The organism is Stappia stellulata DSM 5886 (assembly GCF_000423705.1).
GTDB lineage: Bacteria > Pseudomonadota > Alphaproteobacteria > Rhizobiales > Stappiaceae > Stappia > Stappia stellulata.
In genome coordinates, this window is the sequence record NZ_KE384082.1 from 705,837 (window position 1) to 731,101 (window position 25,265).

The following is a 25,265-nucleotide window of genomic DNA, read 5'->3' on the forward strand; positions in this document are numbered from 1 at the left end:
CTCCTTGTCTCGAACGGCGGACCCGAAAGGCTCACAGCAGCCCCAGGGCGCGCGGCAGGGCGAGAACCGTTTCCGGCACGTAGGTGATGATGAGCAGCACGAAGACGGCCGCGCAGAAGAACGGGAAGATGTTCCGCACGATCCGCTCGATCGGCATGCCGAGCACGATGGATCCGGTGAACAGGGCCGTTCCATAGGGCGGCGTTATCAGGCCGATCACCAGGTTGAAGGTGCAGATCACCCCGAAATGAACCGGATCGACCCCGATTTCGGTGGCCAGCGGCAGAAGGATCGGGATGACGATGAAGATCGCCGGCAACATGTCCATCACCATGCCCCACAGCAGCAGGAACACCATGATGATCAGGAGAATGAGAGCCGGCTCATCCGTGAGGGAAAACACAAAGGAGGCGATCTGCGCCGGCACCTGTTCGGTGGCGAGAATCCACGAAAAGACGTTTGCCGCGCCAGTGAGGAGCAGCACCGCGCCCGACAAGGTGCCGCTGCGCAGCAGGATCAGGAAGAGTTCACGCGGATCGGGGCGGCCCTTGCGCTCGATCAGCCAGAGGCCGAACCCCCAGGCGACAGCGGCGGCGGAGGCTTCGGTGGGCGTAAAGACACCCGACAGGATGCCGCCGAGAATGATGATCGGCATCATCAGGAACGGCACCGCTTCAACCACGACCTTGAGCTTTTCGCGCCGGCTCAGCGGTTCGCTCTTGGCAAGCACGGTGTGACGCGTGGTCCAGAACACCGCGACGGCCAGCGTGATCCCGACCAGGAGTCCCGGAACCAGTCCGCCGATCAGCATTCCGCCGATCGATGTCCCGGAGACGGCGCCCACGAGAACGAGCGGGATCGAGGGCGGAATGATCGCCCCCTTGATCGAGGTCGCGATGGTGAGCGCGGCGCTGAACTCGCGCGTGAAACCGCTCTTTTCCATCATGCGCACCTGGGTGCGTCCAAGGGCCGCGATGTCGGCGATGGCCGACCCCGAGCAACCTCCGAAGAGCATGCTGGCGACGATGTTTACATACCCGGTCCCGCCCTTGAGGCGTCCGACCAGCAGTTGGGCAAACCGCAGAAGCCTGTCGGCTGTGCCGGAGGCCACCATCAGATCGCCCGCCAGCATGAAGAAGGGGATCGCCATGATGGTGAAGATGTCGAGTCCGCTGAACAGTTGCTGAATGAGCAACGTCAGGGACTGCTCCGACATGACGAGATAAAGCGCACAGGCAAGAAGCATCGCGAAGGCAAGCGGAAAGCTCAATGCGACAAGCGCCACGAAACACAGCAGCATGGCGACGAAGGGGCTCATTGCTTCGCCTCCGCGGGGAGGTCGTCGCCCCCCATGATCGTGAAACGGCTCGGGAAGAACTGAGCGGCCAGGACATGCAGAAGCAGCAGCACGCCGCCAACGGGGATGACCGCGAAGACCCAGTAGTAGCGAATGCGCAAGGCCGGCGTGCGCATGATGCCGTCGAAGGTGAAGAATTCGTAGCCGTAGACGATGAAGATCGTCGAGACCAGGACGAGCCCGAGATTTATAGCCAAGCGCACAACCGCCTGAATGGCGCCGGGCAGGATCTCGAACAGCAGGGACAGGCGCGGGTGCTGGTTGGCGCGCAGCGCCGTGGAGGCGCCCAGGAACGCCATGTAGATCATGGCGTAGCGCGCGACTTCCTCGCCCCAGAACACCGACAGGCCGAAGAAATACCGTCCGACCACCAGGTAGATCACGCAAGCGAACATCACCAGCAGCGATGCTGCCACCATGGCACCGGTGGCGAGCTGCAACGCCTGGTCGGCATGGCGGCAAACCGTTTTCAAACCTATAGGAAACATTGGAAATCCTTGCGGGCAAGGCCGGAGGCGGTTGCCCGCCCCCGGTTGAACGACACGGTCGAACGCGGCTAGAACTTGCCTTCGAACTCGGCCATATGGGCGTAGAAGTCGCTCACGAACGCCTCGCCGAAGGTCTCTTCCGCCCAGGTCCGCGTCGGGCCGGCGACAGCCTCGCGGAACATTGCCACTTCCTCGGGTGACGGCGTGTAGACTTCGACACCCTTGTCGCGGATCCGGGCGACGGACAGCATGTCCTGAACCGCACCCGTTCCGTCGTAGGCAAGCATGGCTTCCTCGCCGGCGTGGAGGATCGCGGTGCGCTCGTCATCCGAAAGTCCCTGGAACCACGCCTCGTTGGTGATGAAGGCCGCCGTCGTCATCACGTGCTGGGTCTCGCTCATGTAGCCCTGCACCTGGTCGAAGTTCTGGATGACGATGTTGGCCGGTGTGTTCTCCTGACCGTCGACCACCCCGGTTTGCAGGCTGGTGTAGAGCTCGAGGAAGGGGATCGGCACCGGCGTGGCGCCAAGGGATTCCATCATCTTCTGGTGCGGCACGACGCTCATGGTCCGCATCTTGAGACCGTCGAGATCCGCCGGCCCCTTCACCAGGGTCGTACTCGTCGTCATGTTGCGGAAGCCATAGGGCTGCAGGAACAGGATCCGCACGCCGGTTTCTTCGGCGACATCGTCCATCAGCTGGGAAATGAAGGGCGTATCGGCGGCCATCGCAGCCCGGAAGTGCGAACGCGACGCAAAGAGATAAGGCATGTCGAGCACGCTCAGACGCTCGTAGAGCAGCGACGCAACGACGCCGGACACGACATTGGCGAACTGGATGTCACCGCGGCGCACCTGCTGGACGGTCGCCGCCTGGTCCCCGAGCTGCCCGTTGGGAAACAGCTCGACATCGAATTCGCCGCCCGAAAAGCGTTCGAGCGAGGCCTCGAAGACCTGCATGAAGGCCGAGGTCGGCGCGACCTGGGCATCATTGGGATCGGACCAGGCCGCCCGCACGGTCTGTTCGGCAAACGCCTGGGGGGCTGCAAGCCCCATGACAAGCGCCAGGGCGGCGCCGGTTGCGAGCTTTCTCATTTCATTTCCTCCCGTTCTTGGTTGTCGGATTTCCGCTCGTGCGGTTCGGGACCGTCAGACGGCCATCACCCCGGAAAGATCTTTCCCGGGTTCATCAGGGATGCCGGATCGAGCGCGGCCTTGACCGCTCGCATGACCGCGAGCGCGTCGCCGTGTTGCCGGTCCAGCAGATGCCGTTTGTGCAGCCCGATGCCGTGCTCGCCGGAGCAGGCCCCGTCCAGTTCGATGGCCAGCATCGAAACGCGCTCGCAAAGTGCCTCGGCACGGGCGGTCTCCTCCGCGTCGTGCGGGTCGAACAGGATGCCGAGGTGAAAATTTCCGTCGCCGACATGGCCGACGAGCGGCGCCGTCAAACCCGCCTCGTCGATGAACCGTCTGGTTGCAAGGATGCATTCGGCAAGACGGTCGAGCGGCACGCAGGCGTCGGTGCCCATGTTCTTCTTGCCCGGCGCGAGCGCCAGCGCCGCCTCGTAACAACGCTCACGCGCGCCCCAATAGAGCGAATGGACCTCCGGCGTGTCGAAATAGTCGGGCGATACGCCGGCTTCGTCCCAGCAGATCGCGGCAAACTCCCCGGCCCTGCGGCGCACGTCCGCCTCGTCACCGGCAAACTCGAACATGATCGTGTTGGTTTCCCGCAGCGCGTCGAGCCGGGAATAACGGGCACAGGCGCCACTCTGCACCGCGTCGAGCAACTCGATCCGTGAGGGCTCCAGCCCATGCAGCAAGGCCTGGGAGATCACCGACAGGGCCGCGGACAGATCATCGATCTGGCAAATCCCGGAAAGCTGGAACGAAGGGCGCGGAGCCAGTTTCAGCGTGACTTCGGTAACGACCCCAAGCGTTCCCTCCGCGCCGACAAACAGGCTGGTGAGATCGTAGCCCGTCGCGGACTTGCGGGCCCGGCTTCCGGTGCGAATGATCCGACCGTCCGGCATCACGACCTTCAGGGCGATGACATTGTCCTTCATCGTCCCATGGCGCACGGCCTGCGTGCCGGACGCACGGGTGGAAACCATGCCGCCGATGGTGGCATCGGCCCCCGGATCGATCGGGAAGAACAGCCCGGTGTTCCGCAAATGGGAATTGAGGTCCTTGCGCCTCACCCCGGCCTCGACGGTGCAGTCCAGAGCCTCGGACGACACATCCACGATCCGGTTCATTTGCGACAGGTCGAGAACGACACCGCCGGCGACAGGCACAACCTGCCCTTCCAGAGACGTCCCGGCGCCGCGACAGGTGACCGGCACGCCGGCGGCGGCGGCCAGCGACATCACGGCAGCCACGCTGTCGGTGCCGCACGGCGAAACCACGACATCCGGAACTCGGGAAAACGGCATGCCCTCGCCACTGGAATACTGGGCACAGACGGACGGGCGTCGCTCGACCGCCAAGCCCTCGACCTTCCCGAGCCCCTCGCAGAGGCGCTCCAGCGCCTCCCCCGTGTACGGCGCATCCGCCTGCATATGCCTCTCCCGATTGCCGTACGAACGATCCCTGGAAAGGCAGATCGGCCGCATCGACGGCGCCGCACCCAATCAACCTATCCCACAATGCGGGTTAGAAAATCATTTTAAATTCGTCTTTGCAAGGAAAACCCATTGAAACAGGCAAAAAATACGTATTTTTCTCAGGGGAATGGACAATTTAGCCCATATAGTGGAAATTGAAGCAAGGGGCGTGTTTCAAACCACCCGCCCGCCGGGAGCGGCGACCGCGCCGCAGATTTACAAGACCACCGCGCGAAACTAGGTTTTGCGTGAACCGCCAGGGACAGCATGACGACACGCGTGCAAGCAGCAAAACCCCGCCAGATCTCGCCCGCCGCCAGGGGCGCCAACGCGAGACGCGGCCAAGCCACGAACGACGCGCCATGAAGAAAACAACCCCTGAAGAAGGCATAAAGTCACTTCACAAGGTGATGCGCGTTCTTGACTGTTTCTCGATCCGGGACGACGTCCTTTCGGTCAGCGAGATCGCCAACCGTCTCGACATCCCTCCCAGCACCGCGCACCGGCTGCTGTCGTCGATGCGCTCGGCCGACCTGTTGGAACAGGACAAGCGCCGCGGCGGCTACCGGCTCGGCCTGAAGCTCTTCAGCCTCGGAAGCACCGTCCTTGGAAGCATGGACATCCACCGCATTTCCGTGGATGCAATGGAAGAGCTTCACCGCATCACCCGCATGTCGGTTCACCTTGCGGTGTTCGATGGCGAGGGGGTGCTGGTCGTGCGCAAGATCGGCTCGGCCAGGGAGCTCTCCACCTCGCTGAACCTGATGGAGCGCGCACCGGCCCATTGCACCGGCGTCGGCAAGGCGATCCTTGCCTACCAGCCAGCCGAAGCGGTCGACCGCGTTTTTGCCGGCGAAGTCACGCAGTTCACCCCCTACACGATCATCGAACGCAGCGCCTTCGATCGCGAGCTGGCGAAGATTGCCGAGCGCGACTATTCCGTCGACGACCAGGAACACAACATCGGGATCCGCTGCGTTGCGGTTCCGATCTTCAATGAAGCGGGCAAGGCCTTCGCCGCGATCAGCGTCAGCGGCACAGCCTGGGAACTCACCCCCGGCGCCGTCGAGGAGATCGCAAAGACGGTGCAACTCCATGCCGGCGCGCTGTCCGCGAAACTCGGCTACACCGGAAAGACCGACCCGGCCCTCGCCGGCCGGAAAGGCGAGGCGCCGGCCTGACAGGCCGACGCCTCGGGAGGTCACGCGGCCGGCGCCGCGTTCCCGGCCAGCTCGAGCAAGGGCTCGAGGGCCGCATCGATGGCGACCTTCTGCGCGGAAGACACCGGATCCATCGGCGCGCGCGGCCCGTAGAGCGCAAGACCCTGCCTGTGCTGGACATATTTCACGCAGGCCGGAAGATTGTCGTGCGGCATCACGTTCCACAACTCGTTCAGCTTGAAGTGCATGTCGAGCGCCGCTGCGTGATCGCCGCGCTGAACCGCATCGTAGAGCTGAACGGTCACGCTCGGCAGGGCGCAGGTGAGTGCACTGATCGCCCCGTGTGCTCCCAAGGCAAAACCGGAATACAGCAGGGCGTCGATGCCGCTGGTGACCACATTCTCCGGCTTGGCCTTCAGCAGGAGATCGGACACGGACTTCAGATCGCCGGAACTCTGCTTCATCCCCACGACGCCGGGAACCTCGTCCATGATCTGCAACATCGCGTCGACGCTGAGATAGTTCCAGGGAATGACGTTGTAGATGAGGATCGGGATGCCGGTTTCCTCGTAGATGGCGCGGAAATGCGCCACGGTGGCCTCAAACGAGGACTTGAACAGATAATGCGCTGGCGTCACCTGCAGCGCGTCGATGGAAAGCCCCTCGAGCATGCGCATGCGCTCGACGGCCCCGCGCGTCGAATTCACGATCAATCCCGCGACGAAACTGGCGCGCCCGTCCAGCGCATCATGCGCGGTGCGCATGGCGGTTGCGAATTCCTGATCCGAGAGCGTATGCCCCTCGCCGGTCGAACCGCCGGCAACCACGCCGCTCACCCCGGCCCGCACCATGAAATCGATCTGCGGCGCCAGCGCCTCGGGCACCAGCGCACCCGCCTCGTCAAACGGCATTGAAAGAGGCGGCATGATGCCCGTCAGCTTCTCCCGCACCGATGCAGCAATTTTGTTAACCATCCGTCCCTCCGAGTTGAAGCGATGAGCAATCCGGCAAACCGCTTGCCGCCGCTCCGCTTAATTAGCTTATCCCACAATACGGGAAAAAGTACCTGTAAACTTCGTATACCTGGACAAACCGCCTGTCAATTACCCACAGAGCATCCAGCCGCCCCATTAGAGAAATCGAAAAAATATCTTTTAAAACAGACATATATTAGCTTTTCGGACATCACAGTTGCATCGCCATGCCAAGACTGATAATTCCATATTATGGGATTTTATGCAGACGTAAAACCCATACCATCGGCGATGGAGGATCGTCGAACAGGGAGCTTGGAGGAGACCCATGAGAACCGTACTCACGACCGCACTGGCCGTTTTCGGCCTGGCAGCCGCGTCCGTCACCGCACTTGCCGATTTTCCGGAACGACCGGTGACGGTGATCGTGCCGTGGTCCGCAGGCGGCGGCACGGACGCCACCGGACGGATCATTGCGACGATGCTGGAGGAAAGGCTCGGCCAGCCGTTCAATGTCGTCAACCGGACCGGCGGCGGCGGCATCGTCGGCCACACGACGATCAAGGATGCAGACCCCGACGGATATACGATCGGCATTCTCACAACAGAACTCTCGATGTATGAACCCGTCGGCTCCGCCAAACTCAATTCCGCCGACTATTCTCTCATCGGCCTCTACAATTCCGACCCGTCCGCGATCTTCGTGAAGGCGGATTCCGGTTTTCAGACCATCGCCGACCTTGCCGAGGCCGTGAAGGCCGATCCGCAAGCGGTCCAGGCGAGCGGGGCCAACTTCGGCGGCGTGAACCACCTTTCGTGGGTATCCATGGTTCAGGGGCTCGGGCTCGACGGGTCTGCAAGCAGCTGGGTGCCGGCCGAAGGCGGAGCGCCGGCCCTTCAGCTGCTGGCCTCGGGGGCGATCGATGTCGCCGTGGTGCAGTTTCCCGAAGCGCAGGCCCTGATGGACGCGGGCGAAATCCGTGCCCTGGCGACGCTCGGCAGCGCCCCCAACCCCAAGCACCCGGACGTGCCGCCGATCACCGAGGCGCTTGGAATCGAGTTCTCGATTGCCGGCTGGCGCGGCGTGGGCGGACCGGCCGGCATGCCGGAGGACATCACCGCCACCCTGACCTCCGAACTTGAGGAAATCGTCGCCAGCGACGCTTTCCGGGAGCAGATGGGAGCGCTCAACTACGGCGTCGTATGGGCAGGCGGCACGGACTTCGCCGACTATCTGGAGCGCCGTGGCGCGGCATTCGGAGCCGCAATTTCCGCTGCCGGGCTCGGTCAATAACAGGCACATCTCCCGACACCTGGACGATTGAAAAGGGGCCACCATGCGCTTTGGGCATGCTGCGGACTTCGTGATCGGACTGGCATTCGCCGGGCTTGGATCGGCAATCGTCATCGTGGCGAGCGGGTTCCGCACCTTCCCCGGCATGGTGGTGAGTTCGGGGCTTTTTCCCAAGATCACCGGAACGGGAATGATCGTCTTCGGCATGGTATTGGCCCTGGCGGCGGCGCGCACCGCGCGCCGCCGCCACCCCGTTCCCCGCATCGACCAGGTGACCGGCGAACAAACCCTTCCGACACCCTATGCAATGGCCGTTGTCGTCGCGCTCCTGGTCCTGATCTTCGCCATGCCACTCACCGGCTTCCTTGCGAGCGGTTTTGTGTTTTCCGCATTCCTGGTGTGGCTTGGCGGCGGCCGCTGGCCGGGCACCCTCGCCTTTGCGCTCCTGGCCACCGCGATCGTCTACCTCGTGTTCACCCACGGCCTGCGCGTTCCCCTGCCGAGAGGGCCTTTCTGAGATGATGGATGCACTCTCACTCGCGGCAGGACTGGTCTTCAACGCGGAGACACTGACCGTCATTTTTTTCGCCTCGGCCTTCGGGCTTTTCGTGGGCGCAATGCCCGGCCTGACCGCGACGATGGCGGCGGCACTCCTTGTTCCCATCACCTTCTACATGGACCCGATTCCGGCGATTGCGGCCATCATCTCCTGTACGGCAATGGCGATCACGGCAGGCGATATTCCCGGCGCGCTGTTGCGGATCCCCGGCACGCCGGCCTCGGCGGCCTATGTCGAGGACGCCTACGGACTGACCCGAAAGGGCCGAGCGGGCTTTGCCATCGGGATCAGCATCTGCGCGGCCGCCTTCGGCGGGTTGTTCGGCTTCGCGACGCTCCTTGTCGCCGCCCCGTTTCTGGCCCGCTTCGCGTTGAATTTTTCCAGTTTCGAGTATTTCTGGCTGTCCGTTCTCGGCCTGAGCTGCGCCGTCGTCGTGTCGCATGGCGGGGTGGCAAAGGGCATTCTGTCGCTCCTGCTCGGGCTGTTCATCGCCCAGATCGGCCTCGACCCCCTGATGGGGCAGCCCCGCTTCACCTTCGGTATTGCCGAACTGTCCGGAGGCATCAGCTTCATTCCGGCAATGATCGGAATGTTCGCCCTTGCCGAAATCCTTCGCAATGGCCGGGAGGGGCGCTCATCCGTTCCGCAGGTCGAGGTCGCAAATCCTTTCGCCGGCGTCGGCGCGGCACTCAGCCGCTACCGGCTCAACCTGTTTCGCGGCGCGGCCGTCGGCTCGGTCATCGGCGCGCTCCCCGGCATCGGCGGCGATCTGGGCGCCTGGATCACCTATTCGCTGGCCAAACGAACCTCCAAGGAGCCGGAGAAATTCGGTACGGGTCACCCGGAAGGCCTCGTCGAGGCAGGGGCTTCCAACAACGCCGCCCTGTCGTCGTCCTGGATCCCGGCGATGGTCTTCGGGATCCCGGGCGATGCCGTCACCGCGATCGCCGTCGGTGTGTTGTTCATGAAGGGCCTGGAACCCGGGCCGCAGCTTCTGACGTCCAATCCCGAAAACTTCTACGCCGTGTTGCTTGTGTTCGTTCTGGCGAACCTGCTGCTGATCCCCTTCGGCTATCTGGCGGCCAGGCTTGCCCGCAATCTCTTCAAGGTGCCGCGAAGCTACCTGAACGCGGCGATCCTGCTGTTTTGCGTGGTCGGCTCCTATTCCATCAACAACACGCTTTTCGGCGTGGGCATCATGCTGGTCCTTGGCGTGATCGCCTATATCCTGCAATCGCGCGATTTCGCCATCGCCCCCATCATCCTGGGCATTGTTCTCGGCCCCCTCGTGGAACAGAGCTTCACCACATCCATGACCATCGCACGCGGCGACCTCTGGGGCTTTTTCGAGCGCCCGATCGCCGCTGCGCTGGGAATTGCCACCGTTCTGATATGGCTGGGCCTGGTGGCCGGAATGGTCCTGTTCAAGAAACCGCGCTCCAACGCCGTATCGAGCCGCTAGACCGGCCGGCACGCCGCCCCAAGACCCGCTCGCCCGGAAGTCAGCCCTGGAACCGGGCAACGTCGACGGGCCCGCCCGCGGCGCCGATTGCCGGCGTCACGCACACCAGAATACGGACTCCATCAGCGCCCACCACTCGCCCTCCCCGCGCGTCGCGAGGGGCTGTTGCAGCGGGTCGCAGATCTTCCACCAGTCCTGCATGACGGGCGTGTCACGCATGACCTGCATGTCTTGCTCGAAATCCGTCCCGACATATTCCCAATAGGCGAACAACAGGTTTTCCGGCTCCTTGAGGAAGATCGAATAGTTGCGGATGTTGGCGTGGGAGATGGCCGACAGCACATCCGGCCATACGGCCGCATGCAGGTCGCGGTATCGCGCGACCTGGCCCGCTTTCAGGCCGATGCACAAACCCATGCGTTGCATTTTCATATCCTTCCAGCAGCGGTGGAGGCAAGCTGCAGCCTTGACCGGCCTCAGCTATTATACTAGTATTCTCACCTTCCCACTGGGTTGCAATACCCTTCTTCAGGCGATTTTCGGGACATGTTGACGGCACCGACAGCGCGCGCACTCCGACTTACCGAAACCGATAACATCGTGGTGGCGATCGACCCCTTGAGCGCCGGCGACACGGTTGTCGGCGTGACCGTTGCACGGCGCGTGCCGCGCGGGCACAAGATGGCGGTGGAGGCAATTCCGCGCGATGCCGCCGTCGTCAAATACGGGCAGGTGATCGGTTTCGCGAAGGAGGACATTGCACCGGGAAACTGGGTGCACGAACACAACGTCTGTCTCCACGCCTTCGACCGCGATTATGCCTTCGGCACCAAGACGACGCCCACTGCGTTCGTCGCGCCGCAAAAGAGGCGCAGCTTTCAGGGTTTCCGTAGGGCAAACGGCAAGTATGGCACGCGCAACTACATTGCTGTGCTGACCTCGGTGAACTGTTCGGCGAGTGCCGCGCGTTTCATCTCCGACCAGGTGACGCGGTCCGGCATCCTTGCCGATTATCCCAATGTCGACGGGGTGATCTCGCTGGTGCACGGCACCGGCTGCGGGCTGGACATTCACGGCGAGGCCTATGAGCTGCTCAAGCGCACCCAATGGGGGTTCGCGACCAATCCCAATATCGGGGGGGTGCTCATGGTCGGCCTCGGATGCGAGGCGTTCCAGATTCCGCGCTGGATGCAATCCTACGGCGTCAGCGAGGATGCAACCTTCCGCACGCTGACAATCCAGGAGGTGGGCGGCACGCGAAAGACCGTGGAAGCCGGCGTACGCGCGATCGAGGAGATGCTGCCGATCGTCAACGAGGCGACGCGCAGCCAGGCACCTGCCTCGGAACTGATGCTCGCGCTCCAGTGCGGTGGTTCCGACGGTTACTCCGGCATCACCGCCAACCCCGCGCTGGGCGCGGCGGTCGACCTGCTGGTGGCCGAAGGCGGCACCGCGATCCTGTCGGAGACCCCCGAGATCTACGGCGCCGAACATCTTCTCATGCACCGCGCCGAAAGCACGCAGGTGGGCGAGAAGCTGGCGGAGCGTATCCGCTGGTGGGAGGACTACACCGCCCGCCACGATATGGAAATGAACAACAACCCGTCGCCGGGCAACAAGGCGGGCGGGCTGACGACGATCCTGGAAAAGTCGCTGGGGGCGGCGGCCAAGGGCGGCACGACCAACCTGACCGGCGTATTCGACTATGCCGAGCCTGTCACCGCCAAGGGGCTGGTCTTCATGGATACGCCGGGCTACGACCCGGTCTCAGCGACGGGTCAGGTGGCCGGGGGCGCGAATGTCCTCTGCTTCACCACGGGGCGCGGGTCGGCCTTCGGCTGCAAGCCGACGCCGTCGCTGAAGCTCGCTTCCAATTCCTACATCTACGAACAGATGAACGAGGACATGGACCTCAATTGCGGCGATGTCCTCGACGGGGTCTCACTGGCGCAAAAGGGCGAGGAAATCCTGCAGCGCGTTCTCGCGGTCGCATCGGGCGAGCGCACAAAGTCCGAACAACTCGGCTATGGCGACAGCGAATTCGTCCCCTGGTCGGTCGGCGCCGTCATGTAGATGGCCGCACCGCCCCATCAGGCTGCGGCGTCGAGCTCGTCCCACAAAGCATCCGGTATCTCGCGCTCGAACCAGTCGACGCTGGTCGCGACATCGTCGGCGCTTCTGGCACCGACAAGGACCGACGCGACAGCCGCATTGCGCAAGGGGAACTGGATGGCCGCGGCACCCAGCGGCACGTCAAACCCCGCACAGATCGCCGCAAGACGCGCGACGCGCTCCATGATCTCGCCGGAAGCATCGCGGTAGTCGAACTTGCGGTCGGCGCCGGCACGCGCCGCGAGGATGCCGGAGTTGTAGATGCCGCCCGCCACGATCGCGACGTCGCGCGACTTGGCCTTTGCCAGCACGTCCGCGCCGGAACGATCGAGCAGCGTGTAGCGCCCGGCAAGAAGGCAGCAGTCGAGATCTGCCTCGTTCATCGCCTCGTCGATGGCGCGGGTCTCGTTGACCCCGAGACCGAAGCCCTTGATGAGACCCGCCTCACGCAGCTCCTGCAGCGCGCGGAACCCGCCGCCGGTGAGATCCTCCCAGGTGCGTTCGTGCCGCTCGCCATGGGTGAGACGACCGATGTCATGCACGAAAAGGAGATCGATGCCGGACCGGCCGAGCCGCTGCTGGCTGTCGTCGAAACTGCGCATCAGGCCGTCATAGCTGTAGTCGAAGACCTCACGGAAACCGAGGCCGTTGCTCCAGCCGGCATCGAAGGGGTTCTTCGGCGGCTCCGGCGGCAGGTCGCGACCGGGGCGCGGCAGGGCCATCAGCCGTCCGACCTTGGTGCTGACGACCGCCTTGGCGAGATCGCCAGCTTCTTCCCGCAGGAAGTGTCCGAGAAGGTGTTCCGCCCGGCCAAGCCCGTACATGGGCGCGGTGTCAAAATGCCGAATGCCGGCCTGCCAGGCAGTGCGCAGGGCCGCCAGCGCGTCGCCGGCGACGACCGGCCGGTAGAGCCCGCCGAAAGCAGCGCAGCCCAATCCCAGTGCGGTGAGTTCGAGACCGGCCCGCCCGACGGTCCTGCGTTGCGACACCTTCACCTGCAATCCTCCGGTTATGGCCGTTCGCCGCAGCGCCGCGACCCGGCGCCCGGTCTCTCGTGTCAGGATGCGCGCTCGCAGGTCGTTGCGTCGAGATAGGCAAGCGTGTTTCCGAGCGATGTCTGCAAGTGGGTCTCCAGGGCATGCATCGACGCATCCTGGTCGCGTTGCGTCAGCGCTTCGAGGATCGCGCGATGCTGGGCAATCGTCTCCTGGCCGGCGCCGGGGGTCGGCAAGGTCAGCAGGCGGCAGCGATCCATCTGTGCCTTGGATATGTCGACCACCTTCCACAGCATGTGCAGGCCGTTGACCTCTGCGATATAGCGGTGGAAATCGTCGTCGCGCGCAATCGCCTCGTCATAACGCAAGCGCTTCACCGCGGTCTCATGCGCGTTGACGATGTCCTCAAGATCCTGGACGTGCGACGGCGTAATGCACGCGGCCGCGCGCTTGATGCTCTCCAGTTCCAGCGCGATGCGGATGATATAGGCTTCTTCAACCTGCTCGCGCCGGATGTCGGCGACAAAGGTGCCGTGCTGCGCGAAGACCTCGACGAGCCCCTCGTCACTGACCTTTTTGACCGCCTCGCGCACAGGGGTACGCGAGATACCCAACCGGGTTGCGATGTCGATCTCGTTGATGGGTGCGCCGGGTTCCAGCTTGCCTGTGACAATGGCCCTGCGGACGAGCGAATAAACCTGGTCGCGCAGCGGAATCGCCCTGTTCAGGGCCACTCCGCCGAGGAATGCGGACAGGCGCTCTTCGCTTGGCTGATCGGGCGATTTCGTAACGATGATTTTGTCCTCACGACAGGGTTTCTGCAACATCCGAAACATGCGGCTCCCGCGGACCGGCCCATCCGGGGACACCGCCTTCCGGCGCCTCAAGGCTTGTATTATACTAGTGTAATATGCAAGAGCAATGCTGGAAAGCCGTCGCACGGGAGGTGCTCAGCACGGCGCACAAAAGACGATTCGGGAGGGTCGGGCAATGAACACAATGGATCTTGAGGGCCAGATCGCGGTCATAACCGGCGGGGCCCAGGGCCTGGGGCACGCCTTTGCCAAACGCATCCTCGCGTCCGGTGCAAAAGTCTGCCTTTGGGATATCGGCGGCGAGCGGCTGGCCGCCGCAAGAGCCGAACTCGGCGCCGGTGTCGAGACGGTGCTTGTCGACATTGCGGACGCCGATGCCGTCGTCGCAGCCCACAGGAAAACCGAAACGCAGCTCGGGCCGGTGTCGATCCTCGTCAACTCCGCCGGAATTGCCGGACCCAACCACACGCTCGACGGCTATCCGCCGGAAGAATGGCGCCGGGTCGTCGACATCAACCTGAACGGCACGTTCTACGTCAACCGCGCCGTGGTGCCGTCGATGAAAGAGCGGAAATACGGACGCATCGTCAACGTGGCCTCTGTCGCCGGGAAGGAAGGCAACCCGAACGCCTCGGCCTACTCGGCTTCGAAGGCAGGCGTGATCGGCCTGACGAAATCGCTGGGCAAGGAACTCGCAAGCTTCGACATCGCGGTCAACTGCATCACGCCGGCCGCAGCCCGCACACCGATCTTCGACCAGATGAAGCAGGAACACATCGACTACATGCTGTCGAAGATCCCGCGGGCGCGCTTCCTGGAAGTGAATGAGGCGGCGAACATGGTCGCCTGGCTGGTGTCAAAAGAAAACAGTTTCACCACCGCCTCCGTGTTCGACCTGTCCGGCGGCCGCGCCACCTACTGACCGATATCCAGGAGACCCGTCATGAAGCTTGTTCGTTTTGGTGAGCCCGGCGCCGAAAAGCCGGGCCTGATCGATGCCGGTGGTAAAATCCGCGATCTTTCCGGCAGGATCGCCGATGTGGCGGGGGAAAACCTGCATCCGGACGTGCTGAGGACCCTTTCGCGCACCGATCCGGAAACGCTGCCCCTCGTTGCCGGCAATCCGCGCATCGGCCCCTGCGTCTCCGGCACAGGCAAGTTTATCTGCATCGGCCTCAACTATGCCGATCATGCGGCGGAATCCGGCATGGCAGTGCCGTCGGAGCCGGTGATCTTCATGAAGGCGACCTCGGCGATTGTCGGCCCGAACGACGACGTGCTGATCCCGCGGGGATCTGAAAAGACCGACTGGGAGGTTGAGCTTGGCGTGGTGATCGGCAAGCCCGCGAAATATGTCCCGGAAGCCGAGGCAATGGACCATGTCGCCGGCTATTGTGTCGCTCACGACGTTTCCGAACGTGCCTTCCAGGCAGAGCGGCAAGGTCAGTGGACCAAGGGCAAGAGCTGCGACACGTTCGGACCGGTCGGCCCCTGGCTGGTCACCCCGGACGAGATCGCCGATCCCCAGAACCTCGGCATGTGGCTCAAGGTCAATGGCGAGACGATGCAGGACGGTTCGACGAAAACGATGGTCTATGGCATCGCGCATCTGGTTTCCTACCTGTCGCAGTTCATGTCGCTGCTTCCCGGCGACATCATCTCGACCGGCACGCCGCCCGGCGTCGGCATGGGCATGAAACCGCCGCGGTACCTCAAGAACGGCGATGTCGTCGAACTCGGGATCGAGGGGCTGGGGTCCCAGACGCAGACCGTTCGCGCCGACGCGTAGGAGATGCAGATGACCGCCGCTCTCGTCATCGATGCCCATCATCACTTCTGGCAGGTCGGGCGCGGCGACTATCACTGGATGTCCCCCGGGATGGGCCAGCCGCTCTATCGCGACTACCTGCCGGACGACCTTGCCCCGCTGCTGCGCAAGTCCGGGGTGGACGCAACGGTGGTGGTGCAGGCGGCACAGAGCGAGGCGGAAACCGCTTTCCTGCTCGACCTGGCCGCGCGGACCCCGTTCGTCGCTGGCGTCGTCGGCTGGCTCGACATGGAGGACGCCCGCTTCGGCGCAAAACTCGACTTTCTTGCACAGCAGCCCAAGTTTGTGGGGCTGCGCCCGATGCTGCAGGACCTTGCAGACGACGGTTACATTCTCCGGCCCAAGGCGCTCGCCAATCTGAAACGCCTCGCGGAATGCGGCATCGCTTTCGACATTCTGGTTCACCCCCGGCATTTGCCGAAGGTGCTCCGCGCGATGGAGACCGTGCCGGACCTGAAGGCCGTGGTCGATCACATTGCGAAACCGGACATCGCATCCGGCGCCTTCGACGGTTGGGCCGCAGACATGACAGCCCTCGCGTCCCTTCCGAATGTGCATTGCAAGCTCTCGGGCATGATCACCGAGGCTGAGCACCGGACCTGGAAGCCGTCGGATCTCAAGCCCTACATCGACCATGTCACGGGGTTGTTCGGCCCGGCCCGGCTGATGTTCGGCAGCGACTGGCCGGTGTGCCTGCAAGCCGGAAGCTATGCGGAAACGCTGCAGGCGTTGCGCGCCGTCCTCGACGGCCGCCTATCGGACGCCGAACGCGACGCGGTTTATGGCCTGAACGCCGTGCGATTTTACGGCCTTGCCGTTTGAGCGGCCCTCAAAAGGTGCGGGCCTTTGCTTGCATATTAGTATTATATTAGTGTAATAGAACAATGCACGTCCGACACAAAAACAAAGCCGCGGGCGGGCGATCGGGAGGAAGGGTATGTCGGCTGCGGCAACAGCCCTCCGCATGCGGGGGATCAGCAAGACTTTCCCGGGGGTAAAGGCGCTTTCGAGCGTCAACCTGACGGTCGAATTCGGGCGGGTGCATGCGATCGTAGGCGAAAACGGCGCAGGCAAGTCGACCCTGATGAAGGTCCTGAGCGGCACCTATCTGCCCACCACGGGCACCACCGAGATCGCTGGCGTCGAGGTCCGCATGCGCAAACCCGCCGATGCGCAGAGGCTGGGCATCCGCATGGTTCATCAGGAACTCAACCTGGTTCCCGACCTGAGCGTTGCGGAAAACGTCTACCTCGGCCGCATGCCGCGCCGGTGGGGCCTTGCGGACAAGGCGGCGATGCTGCGCGAGACCGCTGTCATCCTCGACGAGCTTGGCGCGACGATCGACCCGAAGGCGCGGCTCGGCGACCTGTCGATCAGCCAGCAGCAGCTTGTCGAGATCGCCAAGGCCTATGCGGCCGCTCCACGCATCATCGTCCTGGACGAGCCGACATCCAGCCTGAGCGAGCACGAGACGGCGGCGCTTTTTCGCATCCTGCGCAAGATGAAGCAGCAAGGCATCGCGATCATTTACATAAGCCATCGCGTCAAGGAGGTGCTGGAGATTGCCGACGATGTGACGATCCTGCGCGACGGCAGCATGATCGACACACGGCCGGCCGACGGCATCACGGTTGCGGAAATGATCCGGCTGATGGTGGGACGCGAGGTCACCAATGTGTTCCCCAAGACACCTTCGGAAATCGGCGCTCCGGTGCTGAAAGTGGTCGCCCTCGGCGACAGCTACAATTTCCGAAACGTGAACTTCGAGGTGCGCAAGGGCGAGATTCTCGGACTCACCGGTCTCGTGGGCGCCGGACGCACGGAACTGGCAAAGGCAGTCTTCGGCCTGGCGCGCGCCACCGAAGGCCGCATCGAGGTCGACGGCAAGCCGGTCGTAATCGGTTCGCCGGCCGCCGCCGTTCGCGCGGGTATCGCCTATGTGCCGGAGGATCGAAAGGACGAGGGCATCGTCCCCTCCCTGAGCGTACGCGAGAACATCAGCCTTCCGGTGTTGCGCAAGCTGTCCCGGTTCGGCCGGGTGAGCATGACCGCCGACCGCAGGCTCGCCGACAAATACACCAAGGAGTTTTCCATCATGCCGCCGGACCCGGAGCGGCGCATCGGCCTGCTCTCGGGCGGCAACCAGCAAAAGGCCGTCCTGTCCAAATGGCTGTCCGCCGACCCTTCGGTGCTCCTTCTCGACGAGCCGACTCGCGGGGTCGATGTTGGCGCAAAGGCGGAGATCCACCGCATCATTGGCGAACTCGTCGCCGGAGGCATGGCGGTGGTGATGATCTCGTCGGAACTGCCGGAAGTCCTGGGCGTCTGCGACCGCGTCATCGTGATGCGCGACGGTCACGCGTCGGCACCGGTCGACCGCGCGGCCTTGAGCGAGGAGAAGATCATGGCGCTCGCCACCGGGGAGGAGGCCGCGTGACCGACGTACCGATCCAGATGCGGCAAGACACAACGCAAGACACAACGAACGAACGGTTCCGGGGCGGAAGCCCTCTGGTCGATCTCCTGTCCCGGGGCGGGCTTGCAATCGCGATCCTGGCGGTTCTGGTCTACGGTTCGCTGACCAGCCCTTTCTTTTTCACAACCGGAAACTTCGTCAATGTGCTGACCTCGATGGCCATCGTCGGCATCGTCGTCGTGGGCATGACCTTCGTGCTTGTGGTGGGCGGGCTTGCCGACCTTTCGGTGCCGGCGACGATTGCCTGCGGGGCCATCCTGTCGCTTGCCCTGCAACCGGTCATCGGCCCGGTGCCGGCCTTCGCGGCGGCTATCGCGCTTGCAGGCCTTTGCGGCCTGATAAGCGGTCTGCTGATCGGCTATGTCGGCATCAATCCGATCATCGCCACGCTCGGCGTCGGCACCATCGTGCTCGGCATCGTCCAGGCAGCGGTCGGCGGCGTGATCGTCTACGGCACAAACCCCGACACGGCCGCTCTTGTGAAAAGCCGCCTTTTCGGCATTCCGGTTATCGTGCTGATATTCCTCGCCGTGGCGATCATCGGTCACTTCGTCCTCTCGCGCTCCTACTGGGGCCGATGGACCGTTGCCACCGGTGGCAATTGCAGCGCGGCCGAGGCGAGCGCCGTGCCCGTGCGCGCGGTCAAGGCAGGCGCCTTCGTGATCACCGCGATCTGCTCGGGTTTGAGCGGCGCGCTGCTGGGACTGACCCTGCAAAGCGCGCGGCCGCTCGTCGGCACCGGCTACGAGTTCAGTGCAATCACCGCCGTCGTGGTCGGCGGCATCTCGATCATGGGCGGCTTCGGGTCGGTGCCGCGCGCCATAGCGGGCCTGGTGTTTGTCCAGTTGCTGACCAATGTGATGGTCCTGCAGGGCGTTCGCACGCCGGTGCAGGGCTTCGTGCTCGGTCTGCTGATTGCCGGCGCGGTCGCGCTTGACGTCGCGCTTCGCAAGCGCGGAGGCGGGGCGTGATGACAATGCTTGCAAGACTTGTCCGCTATCGCGTCACCGTCATTCTCGGCCTGACCCTGCTCGTCGCCTCGCTGACGGTTCCGGGCTTTCTGAGCATCTCCACCCTCAGCCTGGGCCTCGACCGCGGGGCCACCATCGGCATCATCGCGACCGGCATGACGGTGCTTCTCATCGCGCGCCAGATCGATCTCTCGGTCGGCTCGACCTTCGCGCTGGCCGGCATCACGGCCGTGATGCTGCAGCCCGCGATCGGCATCTGGCCCGCAGCACTGGCAGGCGTCCTGGCCGGCGCAGCGGCCGGCGCCATCAACGGTTTGCTCTCCGTGGTTTTCAAGGTCAACGCGCTGGTTGCAACCCTCGCGACCATGCTGATCTTCCGCTCTATCGCGCACTGGCTGACGGACAGCCAGCCGGTTCCCGGCACCGACATCATGCTGTCGGTGGCGCTGTCGAAAATTTATCTGGAGATATTCACATTGCGCAGCGCGCTGTTTGTCGGCGCCATCCTGCTGCTTCACGTCTGGCTGACGCGCACCGTGGCCGGCCGCAACCTGTTCGCGGTTGGCTCCAACGCAGACGCAGCCGAGGCAAGCGGCATCGCACCCGGCCGCACCGTGTTCCTCGCCTTTGTCTTTGCCGGCGCGCTGGCAGGCGTTGCCGGCGTCCTTCAGAGCCTGACGACCAACACAGGCTCTCCGGTGTTCGGAGCGGAGCTGATCGTCACGGTGATCGCGGCGGTGGTGGTCGGCGGCACGCGCATCGAGGGCGGACGAGGCTCGGCGCTCGGCACGCTTGGCGGCGTGCTGACAATCGCTGCCCTGACCACGGCGATGGAGTTCCAGTCGGTGCCCGCCTACATCCAGCAGGTTGTCTCCGGCCTCATCCTCATTCTGCTTGTCGTTCTCGACCGCACCGTGCGGCCTGGCCCACGCACTCATGCAGCGGCAGGCGCATCGGGCTGAATTCCCGTGACGTGAAGGAGGAAACCATGACCAAGACCAAGACCGGAATGATCATAAGCGCGCTGGCGCTGCTTGCCTCGGTTGGCTGGGCGCAGGCAAAGACCGTCTGCTACGTCACCGCCGCCGATGCGCACGCCTATGCAACGCCGGCCAACGAGGCACTGGAGGCAAGGGCCAAGGAACTCGGGATCGAGGTCATCACCCTCAGCCAGAATTTCGACGTGCAGACCGGCACCGAACAGCTCAACACCTGCATTGCACGCAAAGCCGATGGCATCATCCTGTGGCCGCTCGACCCGCAGGCCTACATTCCCGGCCTTGCGCGGGCGCAACAGGCCGAGATCCCGGCCATTCTCATCAACTCGCCGATGGACGAGCAGGCGGACCGGTTCATCGTGTCGTTCACCGGGCCGGATGTCTACGAGGAAGGCGAGATGGCCGCGGATTCGCTCAACGATGCGCTGGACGGCGAAGGCGCGGTCGTCGTGATCGCCGGACAGGCCGGCAACGGCACCACCATCGGCCGCGTCGGCGGTTTCGTCGACCGGCTGACCGAGGTCGGCAGCAAGATCGAGGTGCTCGATACGGTGAACGCCGACTTCGACCAGCAAAAGGCGCTCGTCGTCAGCCGCGATCTCATCACCCGCTTCGGCGACGGCATCGACGGCGTCTACGCCAATGACGACACAATGGCGCGCGGGTTCATCGACGCGTGGAAGGAAGCCAAACCCGGCGAGCCGATGCCGCCGATCGTCGGCATCAACGGGCAGAAGGATGCTTTCGTATCGATCAAGTCCGGCGAAATGTACTCGACAATCGTCCAGTCGCCGGTGGAGGACGGCAAGCTCGCCATCGAGACCATGGCCGAGATCCTCGACGGCAAGGAGGTCGATGCCCGCCTGCCGATCCCGCTCACGGTGGTGACGAAGGCGAACGTCGACAGCGTCGAACCGGCTTTCTGATCCCGACGAACACGGTCTGACGCGAAGGGGCCCGCCACTGCGCGGGCTCTTTTTCTTGTTTGACCGCCAAAGTGCGAGAGCCTGCCGGGACAGGCGTCTCAACCGTTCAGGTTTCGCAGCGAGGCACGCAGGACAAGCTCCGCGTCGATGCGCACCGTGGCGGGCGACGGGGCTTCGGACCCCAAATGCGCGAGCATCATCTTGCCGGCCGCCTTGCCGATCTCCTGCAGGTGCATTCGCACCGTCGTCAGTGCCGGGTCGATCATGTCGACCAACGGAATGTCGTTGTACCCGGAGATCCCGACATCGAGCGGCACATTCAGGCCGGCCGCGCGGCATGCCCGGATCGCCCCTATGGCGACGAGGTCGTTCACGCACATGATCACTTCGGGCGGGGGCCGTTGCGCGTTCAGGAGGGATCGTGCGGCCCGCTCACCCTGGTCGGCCGACATGTGCTCGACGTAGACGATCCGGTGTTCCGGCAGCGTCATCCCGTGCTCTGTCAGGACATCGCGTATGCCGCGCCAGCGTTCCCTGCCGGTCGACAGGTTTTGCGGGGCGAGAATGACCGCAATGTCCCTGTGCCCCCAGGCAAGAACCTGTCGGGTCAGCGCCCGCATCCCGCCGAGGCAGTCGTTGATAACCGCAGGCGTGTCCCGGCTTAGCGTCTGCCGAAGCACCGAAATCAGCGGAATGCCCAGATCCTGGCACCGCTTCACGATGGGGTCTTCGAGCCTGGTGGTGGCAAGAAAGATGCCATCGACGAGCCGCGACGCCATCCTGTTCACAACATCCATTTCAACGGCGATGTCATAGCCCGTGTTGCCGACCAGGACAGCGAACCCCTGCGGCGACAGAACCTCCTCGATTCCGGTCAGGATCGGCGGATAGACGGGATCGCTCATGTCGTGAACGATCAACCCAATCGAATGTGTGGAATTGGTGCGCATGCTTGCCGCAACGGAATTCGGCTGATAGCCGAGCTCGCGCGCCACCGCTTTGACATGCTCCGCGACCGCATCCGAGATCCGGCCCTTGGATCCGGGGCGCAAGACGCGCGACACGGTGGAATAATGAACGCCGGACGCCGTTGCGACATCGGCGAGCTTGATCCGTCCGGCCCTGGCTTCGGTCTTGGGGCGCTTGGAAGTGCTCATGTCCCTCACCGCGTCCGGTCAGAAGATCCCCATGCCGGATCAAATCCATTGATTGATGTAGACCAGATGCGGCCATGCCGTCAGCAGGGCAAGAACGAATACCATCATCAGGGCAAAAGGAGCAGCGCCGAGGAACACGTCGCCCAAGGTTATCCGGGGATCTTCCAGACATCCCTTGATGACGAAACAGGCGATCCCGAGCGGCGGTGTCAGCAATCCCACCTCCACGGCGATCACGGTCAGGATCCCGAACCAGATCGGATCCGCCTCGAACCCCTGCATCACCGGAAGGAACAACGGCACCATGATGAGAATGATCGACACCGAATCGATGATCGTGCCCAGCAGCAGAACGACGAGCACATAAATCAGCACGACCAGCAGAAACTGGTCCGTGGCGGTGCGAACCAGGCCGCCGATTTCCATCGGGACGCCGGCGAGCGCCAGCGAACGGCTGTACATGGTCGCCGCAATGATCAGGAAGCAGATCGACGCGGTGATATGTCCGGTTTCGAGCAGAACTTTCCAGAAGGACTTCCAGCACAGCTTCTTGCGAACGACCGCCAGGACGAGAGCGCACAGCGCGCCCACCGCGCCCGCCTCGGTCGGGGTGAAGATGCCGCCGTAAATGCCGCCGAGAACGATCGCGACAAGCCCGAGAAGCGGCAGGAACTTGACCACGATCTGGCCAAGCGAATGCTCGCTGCGCGGATCGCTCTGCGCAATCGCCTCCGGGTCCGAAAACCGGCCCGTCCTGTCGTAGACGAAGCCCGGCACGAGATACGCCATCGCGACGATGCCGATGCAGAACACGCTCGACAGCAGGATCCCCGGACCGATCCCGGCAAAAAACATCATGCCGATCGACTGCTCGGTAAGGATCGCATAGATGATCAGGAGAATGCTGGGCGGGATCAGCATGCCCAGCACCGAACTCCCCGCCACGGTCCCCACCGCGAAGCGTGGACTGTACCCAAGGCGCAGCATCTCCGGCACGGCCACGCGGGTGAAGACCGCGGCGGAAGCAATCGAAACGCCGGTCACCGCCGCAAACACGGCGTTGGAGCCGACGGTCGCAAGTCCGAGGCCGCCGCGGATCGGTCTCAGGAAATAGTCGCCCACATCATAGGCGTCCCGGCCGACATCCGATGCGCTCATGATCAGCCCCATCAGGACAAAAAGCGGAATGACCGCGAAGGTCTGGTCGGCGATCCCGTCGGCTGCTGCCAGCGTCAGGAGCTTCATCGCGAGCGAAAGGCTGTCCTTCTGGATCGCGACCGACAGAAACGAGACGAGACTGAGGGCGATGCCCACGTGCATTCCGGAATAGATCAGAACAACGATGACCCCGACCGAGAACATGCCGATTTCAAGCCCAGACACGTGGCACCTCCCGAGGCATTCGTAAAATCCACATTGAAGCCGGCTTTCTCTAGCGGTCGCGAAGCTGTCGGAGGTTCCGACAGGCCAGGATCACGAATTGAATGGAGGCGGCGCTCGCGCCGAGAAGCATGATCGCCTCCAGCGGCCAGGTCGGCGCGGTGAAGATCCCGACGGTGCCCTTGTAGTAACCGCGGTCCCAGGCATCGATCAGCCGGGGATACTGACCGTAGGCAATGATGGCGAGGATCGCCGCGCCGATCAGGTTGAACGCCAAGCGCATGACCAGATTTGCGGTCCGTGCACGCAACCTTGCCAGCAGATCGAGAAAGGCGTCGGATCTGGTCAGTCGCTTGACGCGGATGGTATGGGCCAGCTGGAGATAGACAACGGCGACGATGGCCATCTCGGTCAGTTCGAGCGTGCCGGCCAGCGGCGAATCCCAAAGCCAACGGCCGAAGACGTCGATGTTGACGATGATCATCATGCCAAGCACGACGACGGCGCCAAGCGCATCCATGCCGACCACCAGCGGTGTAAAGCCGGGAGTGGGTGCCTCTCCCGAAGAGGGCTTAGCCCCTTCGGGAGACGCCTTCGACGTCTGGGTCATTGGTCCCACTGACGCGCGATGGGCTGATCCGCGTCGCGCATGGCTTGCATGTATTCCGCCAGGATCTCGCCGGCGGGCACGCCATCGGCTTCGAGGCTGTCGACCCATTCCTGCGCGAGATTGGGAAGCGTTGCCGCCCATTTCGCACGTTCCTGCGGATCGATCTCGACGACGCTTCCGCCATTGGCGACGAAGGTTTCACGTGCCTTGCCACCCAGTTCGGCCGCGAACTCGCCGATGTCGACGCCAAATTGCTTCGCTGCCGCAACCATCGCGTCCTTGACCTCGTCGGGAAACCGATCCCAGGCCTGCTGGTTGGCGTTGATCACATAGGAATTCACCCCGCCGAGGTTGGCGTTGAAGTAGTTTTCGCAAACCTCGTAGAACTTGAGCGAAACGACCGCCTCGCCCCAGACAAGCATCGCATCCACGACCCCGGTCTCGACGAGCTGGTAGAAATTTCCAAGGCTCCCGGTGACGCCGGTTGCCCCTGCAGGTTCGATCCAGCGCAGGTTCGGCCCGGCACCGGCGACCTTCAGGCCATCGATGTCGGCCAGCGAGTTGATCGGCTCGGACGAGCACAGGATGTAATTGTCGGGAATGCCGCTCGCTGAAAGCGTGACCTGGTTGAGACCCGTCCATGTGTCCCGGAACGCAGGATACTTGTCGACAAGACCATCCACGACTTCATGGATCAGAACGAGATCCGTCGTCGTGAAGGGCGTCACGTATCCGATCTGGTAGACCGGCAGCTTGTCGGCGTGAAAGGCGGTCGGGATGACGCCCATGTCGGCGAGGCCGGTTTCGATCGCCTCGAGCTCCCCGGCGGGTTTTGCAAGAGTTCCCGAAAAGGCTTCCTGCCAGTTGATCTTGTAGGTGCCGGTCTCCGCGAGACGCGCATCGACCCCGGGCATGAAGCTTTCCTTGAGCATCCGGACCGCGGCAACCGCCGGGGAAAACCCGGAAACGATGCTGACGTTGATTTCCTCTTGGGCAACCGCCGGCGACCCGAAGCCGACACCGGCGGCGAGAAACACGCCGCCCAGGCCGCTCAACGTGGTCTTTGCATTGATCTGCAGACGTCCGATTTTCATGATT

General features: G+C 63.6%; 24 protein-coding genes. 12 read left to right on the forward strand and 12 right to left on the reverse strand.

The genetic code is table 11. The features are described 5' to 3' along the window. Window positions 1-31: 31 nt before the first annotated feature. The 4 genes from G572_RS0115635 to G572_RS0115650 all read right to left on the reverse strand — a co-directional run bounded on the left by G572_RS0115635 (window position 32) and on the right by G572_RS0115650 (window position 4,405). Window positions 32-1,318, reverse strand: coding sequence for a TRAP transporter large permease (locus G572_RS0115635; protein ID WP_029059280.1), 1,287 nt, complete (start codon window positions 1,316-1,318; stop codon window positions 32-34). Beyond that, window positions 1,315-1,845 (reverse strand): TRAP transporter small permease, encoded by a 531-nt coding sequence (locus tag G572_RS0115640; protein WP_084650181.1) that lies wholly within the window; start codon window positions 1,843-1,845, stop codon window positions 1,315-1,317. Before G572_RS0115640 ends, G572_RS0115635 begins: the two co-directional genes overlap by 4 nt. Window positions 1,846-1,913: 68 nt before the next feature. After that, the gene (locus G572_RS0115645) at window positions 1,914-2,939 is read right to left on the reverse strand and encodes a TRAP transporter substrate-binding protein (protein WP_029059282.1); all 1,026 of its coding nucleotides are present in this window, start codon (window positions 2,937-2,939) and stop codon (window positions 1,914-1,916) included. Window positions 2,940-3,004: 65 nt separating this feature from the next. Further along, a complete protein-coding gene (locus G572_RS0115650) occupies window positions 3,005-4,405 on the reverse strand; it encodes an FAD-binding oxidoreductase (RefSeq protein ID WP_029059283.1) in 1,401 nt (466 codons plus the stop codon). Between the two features lie 407 nt (window positions 4,406-4,812). Between G572_RS0115650 and G572_RS24215 the strand changes: the two genes are divergently transcribed. After that, complete coding sequence (locus G572_RS24215; protein ID WP_156884649.1) at window positions 4,813-5,631, forward strand: IclR family transcriptional regulator; 819 nt, start codon at window positions 4,813-4,815, stop codon at window positions 5,629-5,631. A gap of 20 nt (window positions 5,632-5,651) precedes the next feature. On the opposite strand, the gene G572_RS0115660 is transcribed toward G572_RS24215, so the two are convergent. Continuing rightward, a complete protein-coding gene (locus tag G572_RS0115660; RefSeq protein ID WP_245566232.1) occupies window positions 5,652-6,584 on the reverse strand; it encodes a dihydrodipicolinate synthase family protein in 933 nt (310 codons plus the stop codon). Window positions 6,585-6,912: 328 nt separating this feature from the next. On the opposite strand from G572_RS0115660, the gene G572_RS0115665 reads away from it, so the two are divergent. Genes G572_RS0115665 through G572_RS0115675 form a run of 3 tightly spaced genes read left to right on the forward strand, consistent with a single transcriptional unit; the run spans window position 6,913 to window position 9,899 of the window. Beyond that, on the forward strand, window positions 6,913-7,878 hold the full coding sequence (locus G572_RS0115665) for a Bug family tripartite tricarboxylate transporter substrate binding protein (RefSeq protein WP_029059285.1): 966 nt from the start codon (window positions 6,913-6,915) through the stop codon (window positions 7,876-7,878). Window positions 7,879-7,921: 43 nt separating this feature from the next. Next, window positions 7,922-8,395, forward strand: a complete 474-nt coding sequence (locus G572_RS25565; RefSeq protein ID WP_051242495.1) for a tripartite tricarboxylate transporter TctB family protein — start codon at window positions 7,922-7,924, stop codon at window positions 8,393-8,395. Window position 8,396: 1 nt separating this feature from the next. After that, complete coding sequence (locus G572_RS0115675) at window positions 8,397-9,899, forward strand: tripartite tricarboxylate transporter permease (protein ID WP_029059286.1); 1,503 nt, start codon at window positions 8,397-8,399, stop codon at window positions 9,897-9,899. 96 nt (window positions 9,900-9,995) lie between these two features. On the opposite strand, the gene G572_RS0115680 is transcribed toward G572_RS0115675, so the two are convergent. Next, complete coding sequence (locus G572_RS0115680) at window positions 9,996-10,325, reverse strand: L-rhamnose mutarotase (RefSeq protein ID WP_029059287.1); 330 nt, start codon at window positions 10,323-10,325, stop codon at window positions 9,996-9,998. Between the two features lie 120 nt (window positions 10,326-10,445). On the opposite strand from G572_RS0115680, the gene G572_RS0115685 reads away from it, so the two are divergent. Next, entirely contained in the window at window positions 10,446-11,972 is a 1,527-nt protein-coding gene (locus G572_RS0115685) for a UxaA family hydrolase (protein ID WP_037546958.1), read from the forward strand. A gap of 17 nt (window positions 11,973-11,989) precedes the next feature. Here the strand turns inward: G572_RS0115685 and G572_RS0115690 are convergent, their stop codons facing one another. Both G572_RS0115690 and G572_RS24225 read right to left on the reverse strand, forming a co-directional pair. Continuing rightward, window positions 11,990-13,012, reverse strand: a complete 1,023-nt coding sequence (locus G572_RS0115690; protein WP_029059289.1) for an aldo/keto reductase — start codon at window positions 13,010-13,012, stop codon at window positions 11,990-11,992. A gap of 56 nt (window positions 13,013-13,068) precedes the next feature. Further along, complete coding sequence (locus tag G572_RS24225; RefSeq protein WP_084650185.1) at window positions 13,069-13,833, reverse strand: GntR family transcriptional regulator; 765 nt, start codon at window positions 13,831-13,833, stop codon at window positions 13,069-13,071. Window positions 13,834-13,996: 163 nt separating this feature from the next. On the opposite strand from G572_RS24225, the gene G572_RS0115700 reads away from it, so the two are divergent. The 7 genes from G572_RS0115700 (at window position 13,997) to G572_RS0115730 (ending at window position 21,020) form a co-directional block, all read left to right on the forward strand. Beyond that, the gene (locus tag G572_RS0115700; protein ID WP_029059290.1) at window positions 13,997-14,743 is read left to right on the forward strand and encodes an SDR family NAD(P)-dependent oxidoreductase; all 747 of its coding nucleotides are present in this window, start codon (window positions 13,997-13,999) and stop codon (window positions 14,741-14,743) included. 21 nt (window positions 14,744-14,764) lie between these two features. After that, a complete protein-coding gene (locus tag G572_RS0115705) occupies window positions 14,765-15,610 on the forward strand; it encodes a fumarylacetoacetate hydrolase family protein (RefSeq protein WP_029059291.1) in 846 nt (281 codons plus the stop codon). Window positions 15,611-15,619: 9 nt separating this feature from the next. After that, a complete protein-coding gene (locus G572_RS0115710) occupies window positions 15,620-16,471 on the forward strand; it encodes an amidohydrolase family protein (RefSeq protein WP_051242643.1) in 852 nt (283 codons plus the stop codon). A 115-nt stretch (window positions 16,472-16,586) separates the two neighbouring features. Further along, window positions 16,587-18,086, forward strand: coding sequence for a sugar ABC transporter ATP-binding protein (locus G572_RS0115715; RefSeq protein WP_029059293.1), 1,500 nt, complete (start codon window positions 16,587-16,589; stop codon window positions 18,084-18,086). Further along, window positions 18,083-19,096, forward strand: coding sequence for an ABC transporter permease (locus G572_RS0115720; RefSeq protein ID WP_245566233.1), 1,014 nt, complete (start codon window positions 18,083-18,085; stop codon window positions 19,094-19,096). Before G572_RS0115715 ends, G572_RS0115720 begins: the two co-directional genes overlap by 4 nt. Beyond that, window positions 19,096-20,058, forward strand: coding sequence for an ABC transporter permease (locus G572_RS0115725; RefSeq protein WP_029059295.1), 963 nt, complete (start codon window positions 19,096-19,098; stop codon window positions 20,056-20,058). Before G572_RS0115720 ends, G572_RS0115725 begins: the two co-directional genes overlap by 1 nt. Window positions 20,059-20,084: 26 nt before the next feature. Further along, complete coding sequence (locus G572_RS0115730) at window positions 20,085-21,020, forward strand: sugar ABC transporter substrate-binding protein (protein WP_037547254.1); 936 nt, start codon at window positions 20,085-20,087, stop codon at window positions 21,018-21,020. A gap of 98 nt (window positions 21,021-21,118) precedes the next feature. On the opposite strand, the gene G572_RS0115735 is transcribed toward G572_RS0115730, so the two are convergent. The 4 genes from G572_RS0115735 to G572_RS24235 are packed head-to-tail and all read right to left on the reverse strand — an operon-like array spanning window position 21,119 to window position 25,261. Beyond that, the gene (locus tag G572_RS0115735; RefSeq protein ID WP_051242497.1) at window positions 21,119-22,177 is read right to left on the reverse strand and encodes a LacI family DNA-binding transcriptional regulator; all 1,059 of its coding nucleotides are present in this window, start codon (window positions 22,175-22,177) and stop codon (window positions 21,119-21,121) included. A 39-nt stretch (window positions 22,178-22,216) separates the two neighbouring features. Then, window positions 22,217-23,560 (reverse strand): TRAP transporter large permease, encoded by a 1,344-nt coding sequence (locus G572_RS0115740; protein WP_029059298.1) that lies wholly within the window; start codon window positions 23,558-23,560, stop codon window positions 22,217-22,219. Window positions 23,561-23,609: 49 nt separating this feature from the next. Then, a complete protein-coding gene (locus tag G572_RS24230; RefSeq protein WP_169391328.1) occupies window positions 23,610-24,167 on the reverse strand; it encodes a TRAP transporter small permease subunit in 558 nt (185 codons plus the stop codon). Continuing rightward, complete coding sequence (locus tag G572_RS24235) at window positions 24,164-25,261, reverse strand: C4-dicarboxylate TRAP transporter substrate-binding protein (RefSeq protein WP_051242501.1); 1,098 nt, start codon at window positions 25,259-25,261, stop codon at window positions 24,164-24,166. The genes G572_RS24230 and G572_RS24235 overlap by 4 nt, the downstream gene beginning before the upstream one ends. Window positions 25,262-25,265 lie beyond the last annotated feature (4 nt).

Coding starts and splice junctions, on each gene's coding strand:
- G572_RS24230 (WP_169391328.1), bottom strand. CDS start 24,167: ATGACCCAGACGTCGAAGGCGTCTCCCGAAGGGGCTAAGCCCTCTTCG.
- G572_RS0115660 (WP_245566232.1), bottom strand. CDS start 6,584: ATGGTTAACAAAATTGCTGCATCGGTGCGGGAGAAGCTGACGGGCATC.
- G572_RS0115675 (WP_029059286.1), top strand. CDS start 8,397: ATGATGGATGCACTCTCACTCGCGGCAGGACTGGTCTTCAACGCGGAG.
- G572_RS0115640 (WP_084650181.1), bottom strand. CDS start 1,845: ATGTTTCCTATAGGTTTGAAAACGGTTTGCCGCCATGCCGACCAGGCG.
- G572_RS0115680 (WP_029059287.1), bottom strand. CDS start 10,325: ATGCAACGCATGGGTTTGTGCATCGGCCTGAAAGCGGGCCAGGTCGCG.
- G572_RS0115650 (WP_029059283.1), bottom strand. CDS start 4,405: ATGCAGGCGGATGCGCCGTACACGGGGGAGGCGCTGGAGCGCCTCTGC.
- G572_RS0115735 (WP_051242497.1), bottom strand. CDS start 22,177: ATGAGCACTTCCAAGCGCCCCAAGACCGAAGCCAGGGCCGGACGGATC.
- G572_RS24215 (WP_156884649.1), top strand. CDS start 4,813: ATGAAGAAAACAACCCCTGAAGAAGGCATAAAGTCACTTCACAAGGTG.
- G572_RS24235 (WP_051242501.1), bottom strand. CDS start 25,261: ATGAAAATCGGACGTCTGCAGATCAATGCAAAGACCACGTTGAGCGGC.
- G572_RS0115635 (WP_029059280.1), bottom strand. CDS start 1,318: ATGAGCCCCTTCGTCGCCATGCTGCTGTGTTTCGTGGCGCTTGTCGCA.
- G572_RS0115700 (WP_029059290.1), top strand. CDS start 13,997: ATGAACACAATGGATCTTGAGGGCCAGATCGCGGTCATAACCGGCGGG.
- G572_RS0115725 (WP_029059295.1), top strand. CDS start 19,096: ATGACAATGCTTGCAAGACTTGTCCGCTATCGCGTCACCGTCATTCTC.
- G572_RS0115710 (WP_051242643.1), top strand. CDS start 15,620: ATGACCGCCGCTCTCGTCATCGATGCCCATCATCACTTCTGGCAGGTC.
- G572_RS0115685 (WP_037546958.1), top strand. CDS start 10,446: ATGTTGACGGCACCGACAGCGCGCGCACTCCGACTTACCGAAACCGAT.
- G572_RS25565 (WP_051242495.1), top strand. CDS start 7,922: ATGCGCTTTGGGCATGCTGCGGACTTCGTGATCGGACTGGCATTCGCC.
- G572_RS0115705 (WP_029059291.1), top strand. CDS start 14,765: ATGAAGCTTGTTCGTTTTGGTGAGCCCGGCGCCGAAAAGCCGGGCCTG.
- G572_RS0115665 (WP_029059285.1), top strand. CDS start 6,913: ATGAGAACCGTACTCACGACCGCACTGGCCGTTTTCGGCCTGGCAGCC.
- G572_RS0115715 (WP_029059293.1), top strand. CDS start 16,587: ATGTCGGCTGCGGCAACAGCCCTCCGCATGCGGGGGATCAGCAAGACT.
- G572_RS0115730 (WP_037547254.1), top strand. CDS start 20,085: ATGACCAAGACCAAGACCGGAATGATCATAAGCGCGCTGGCGCTGCTT.
- G572_RS24225 (WP_084650185.1), bottom strand. CDS start 13,833: ATGTTGCAGAAACCCTGTCGTGAGGACAAAATCATCGTTACGAAATCG.
- G572_RS0115645 (WP_029059282.1), bottom strand. CDS start 2,939: ATGAGAAAGCTCGCAACCGGCGCCGCCCTGGCGCTTGTCATGGGGCTT.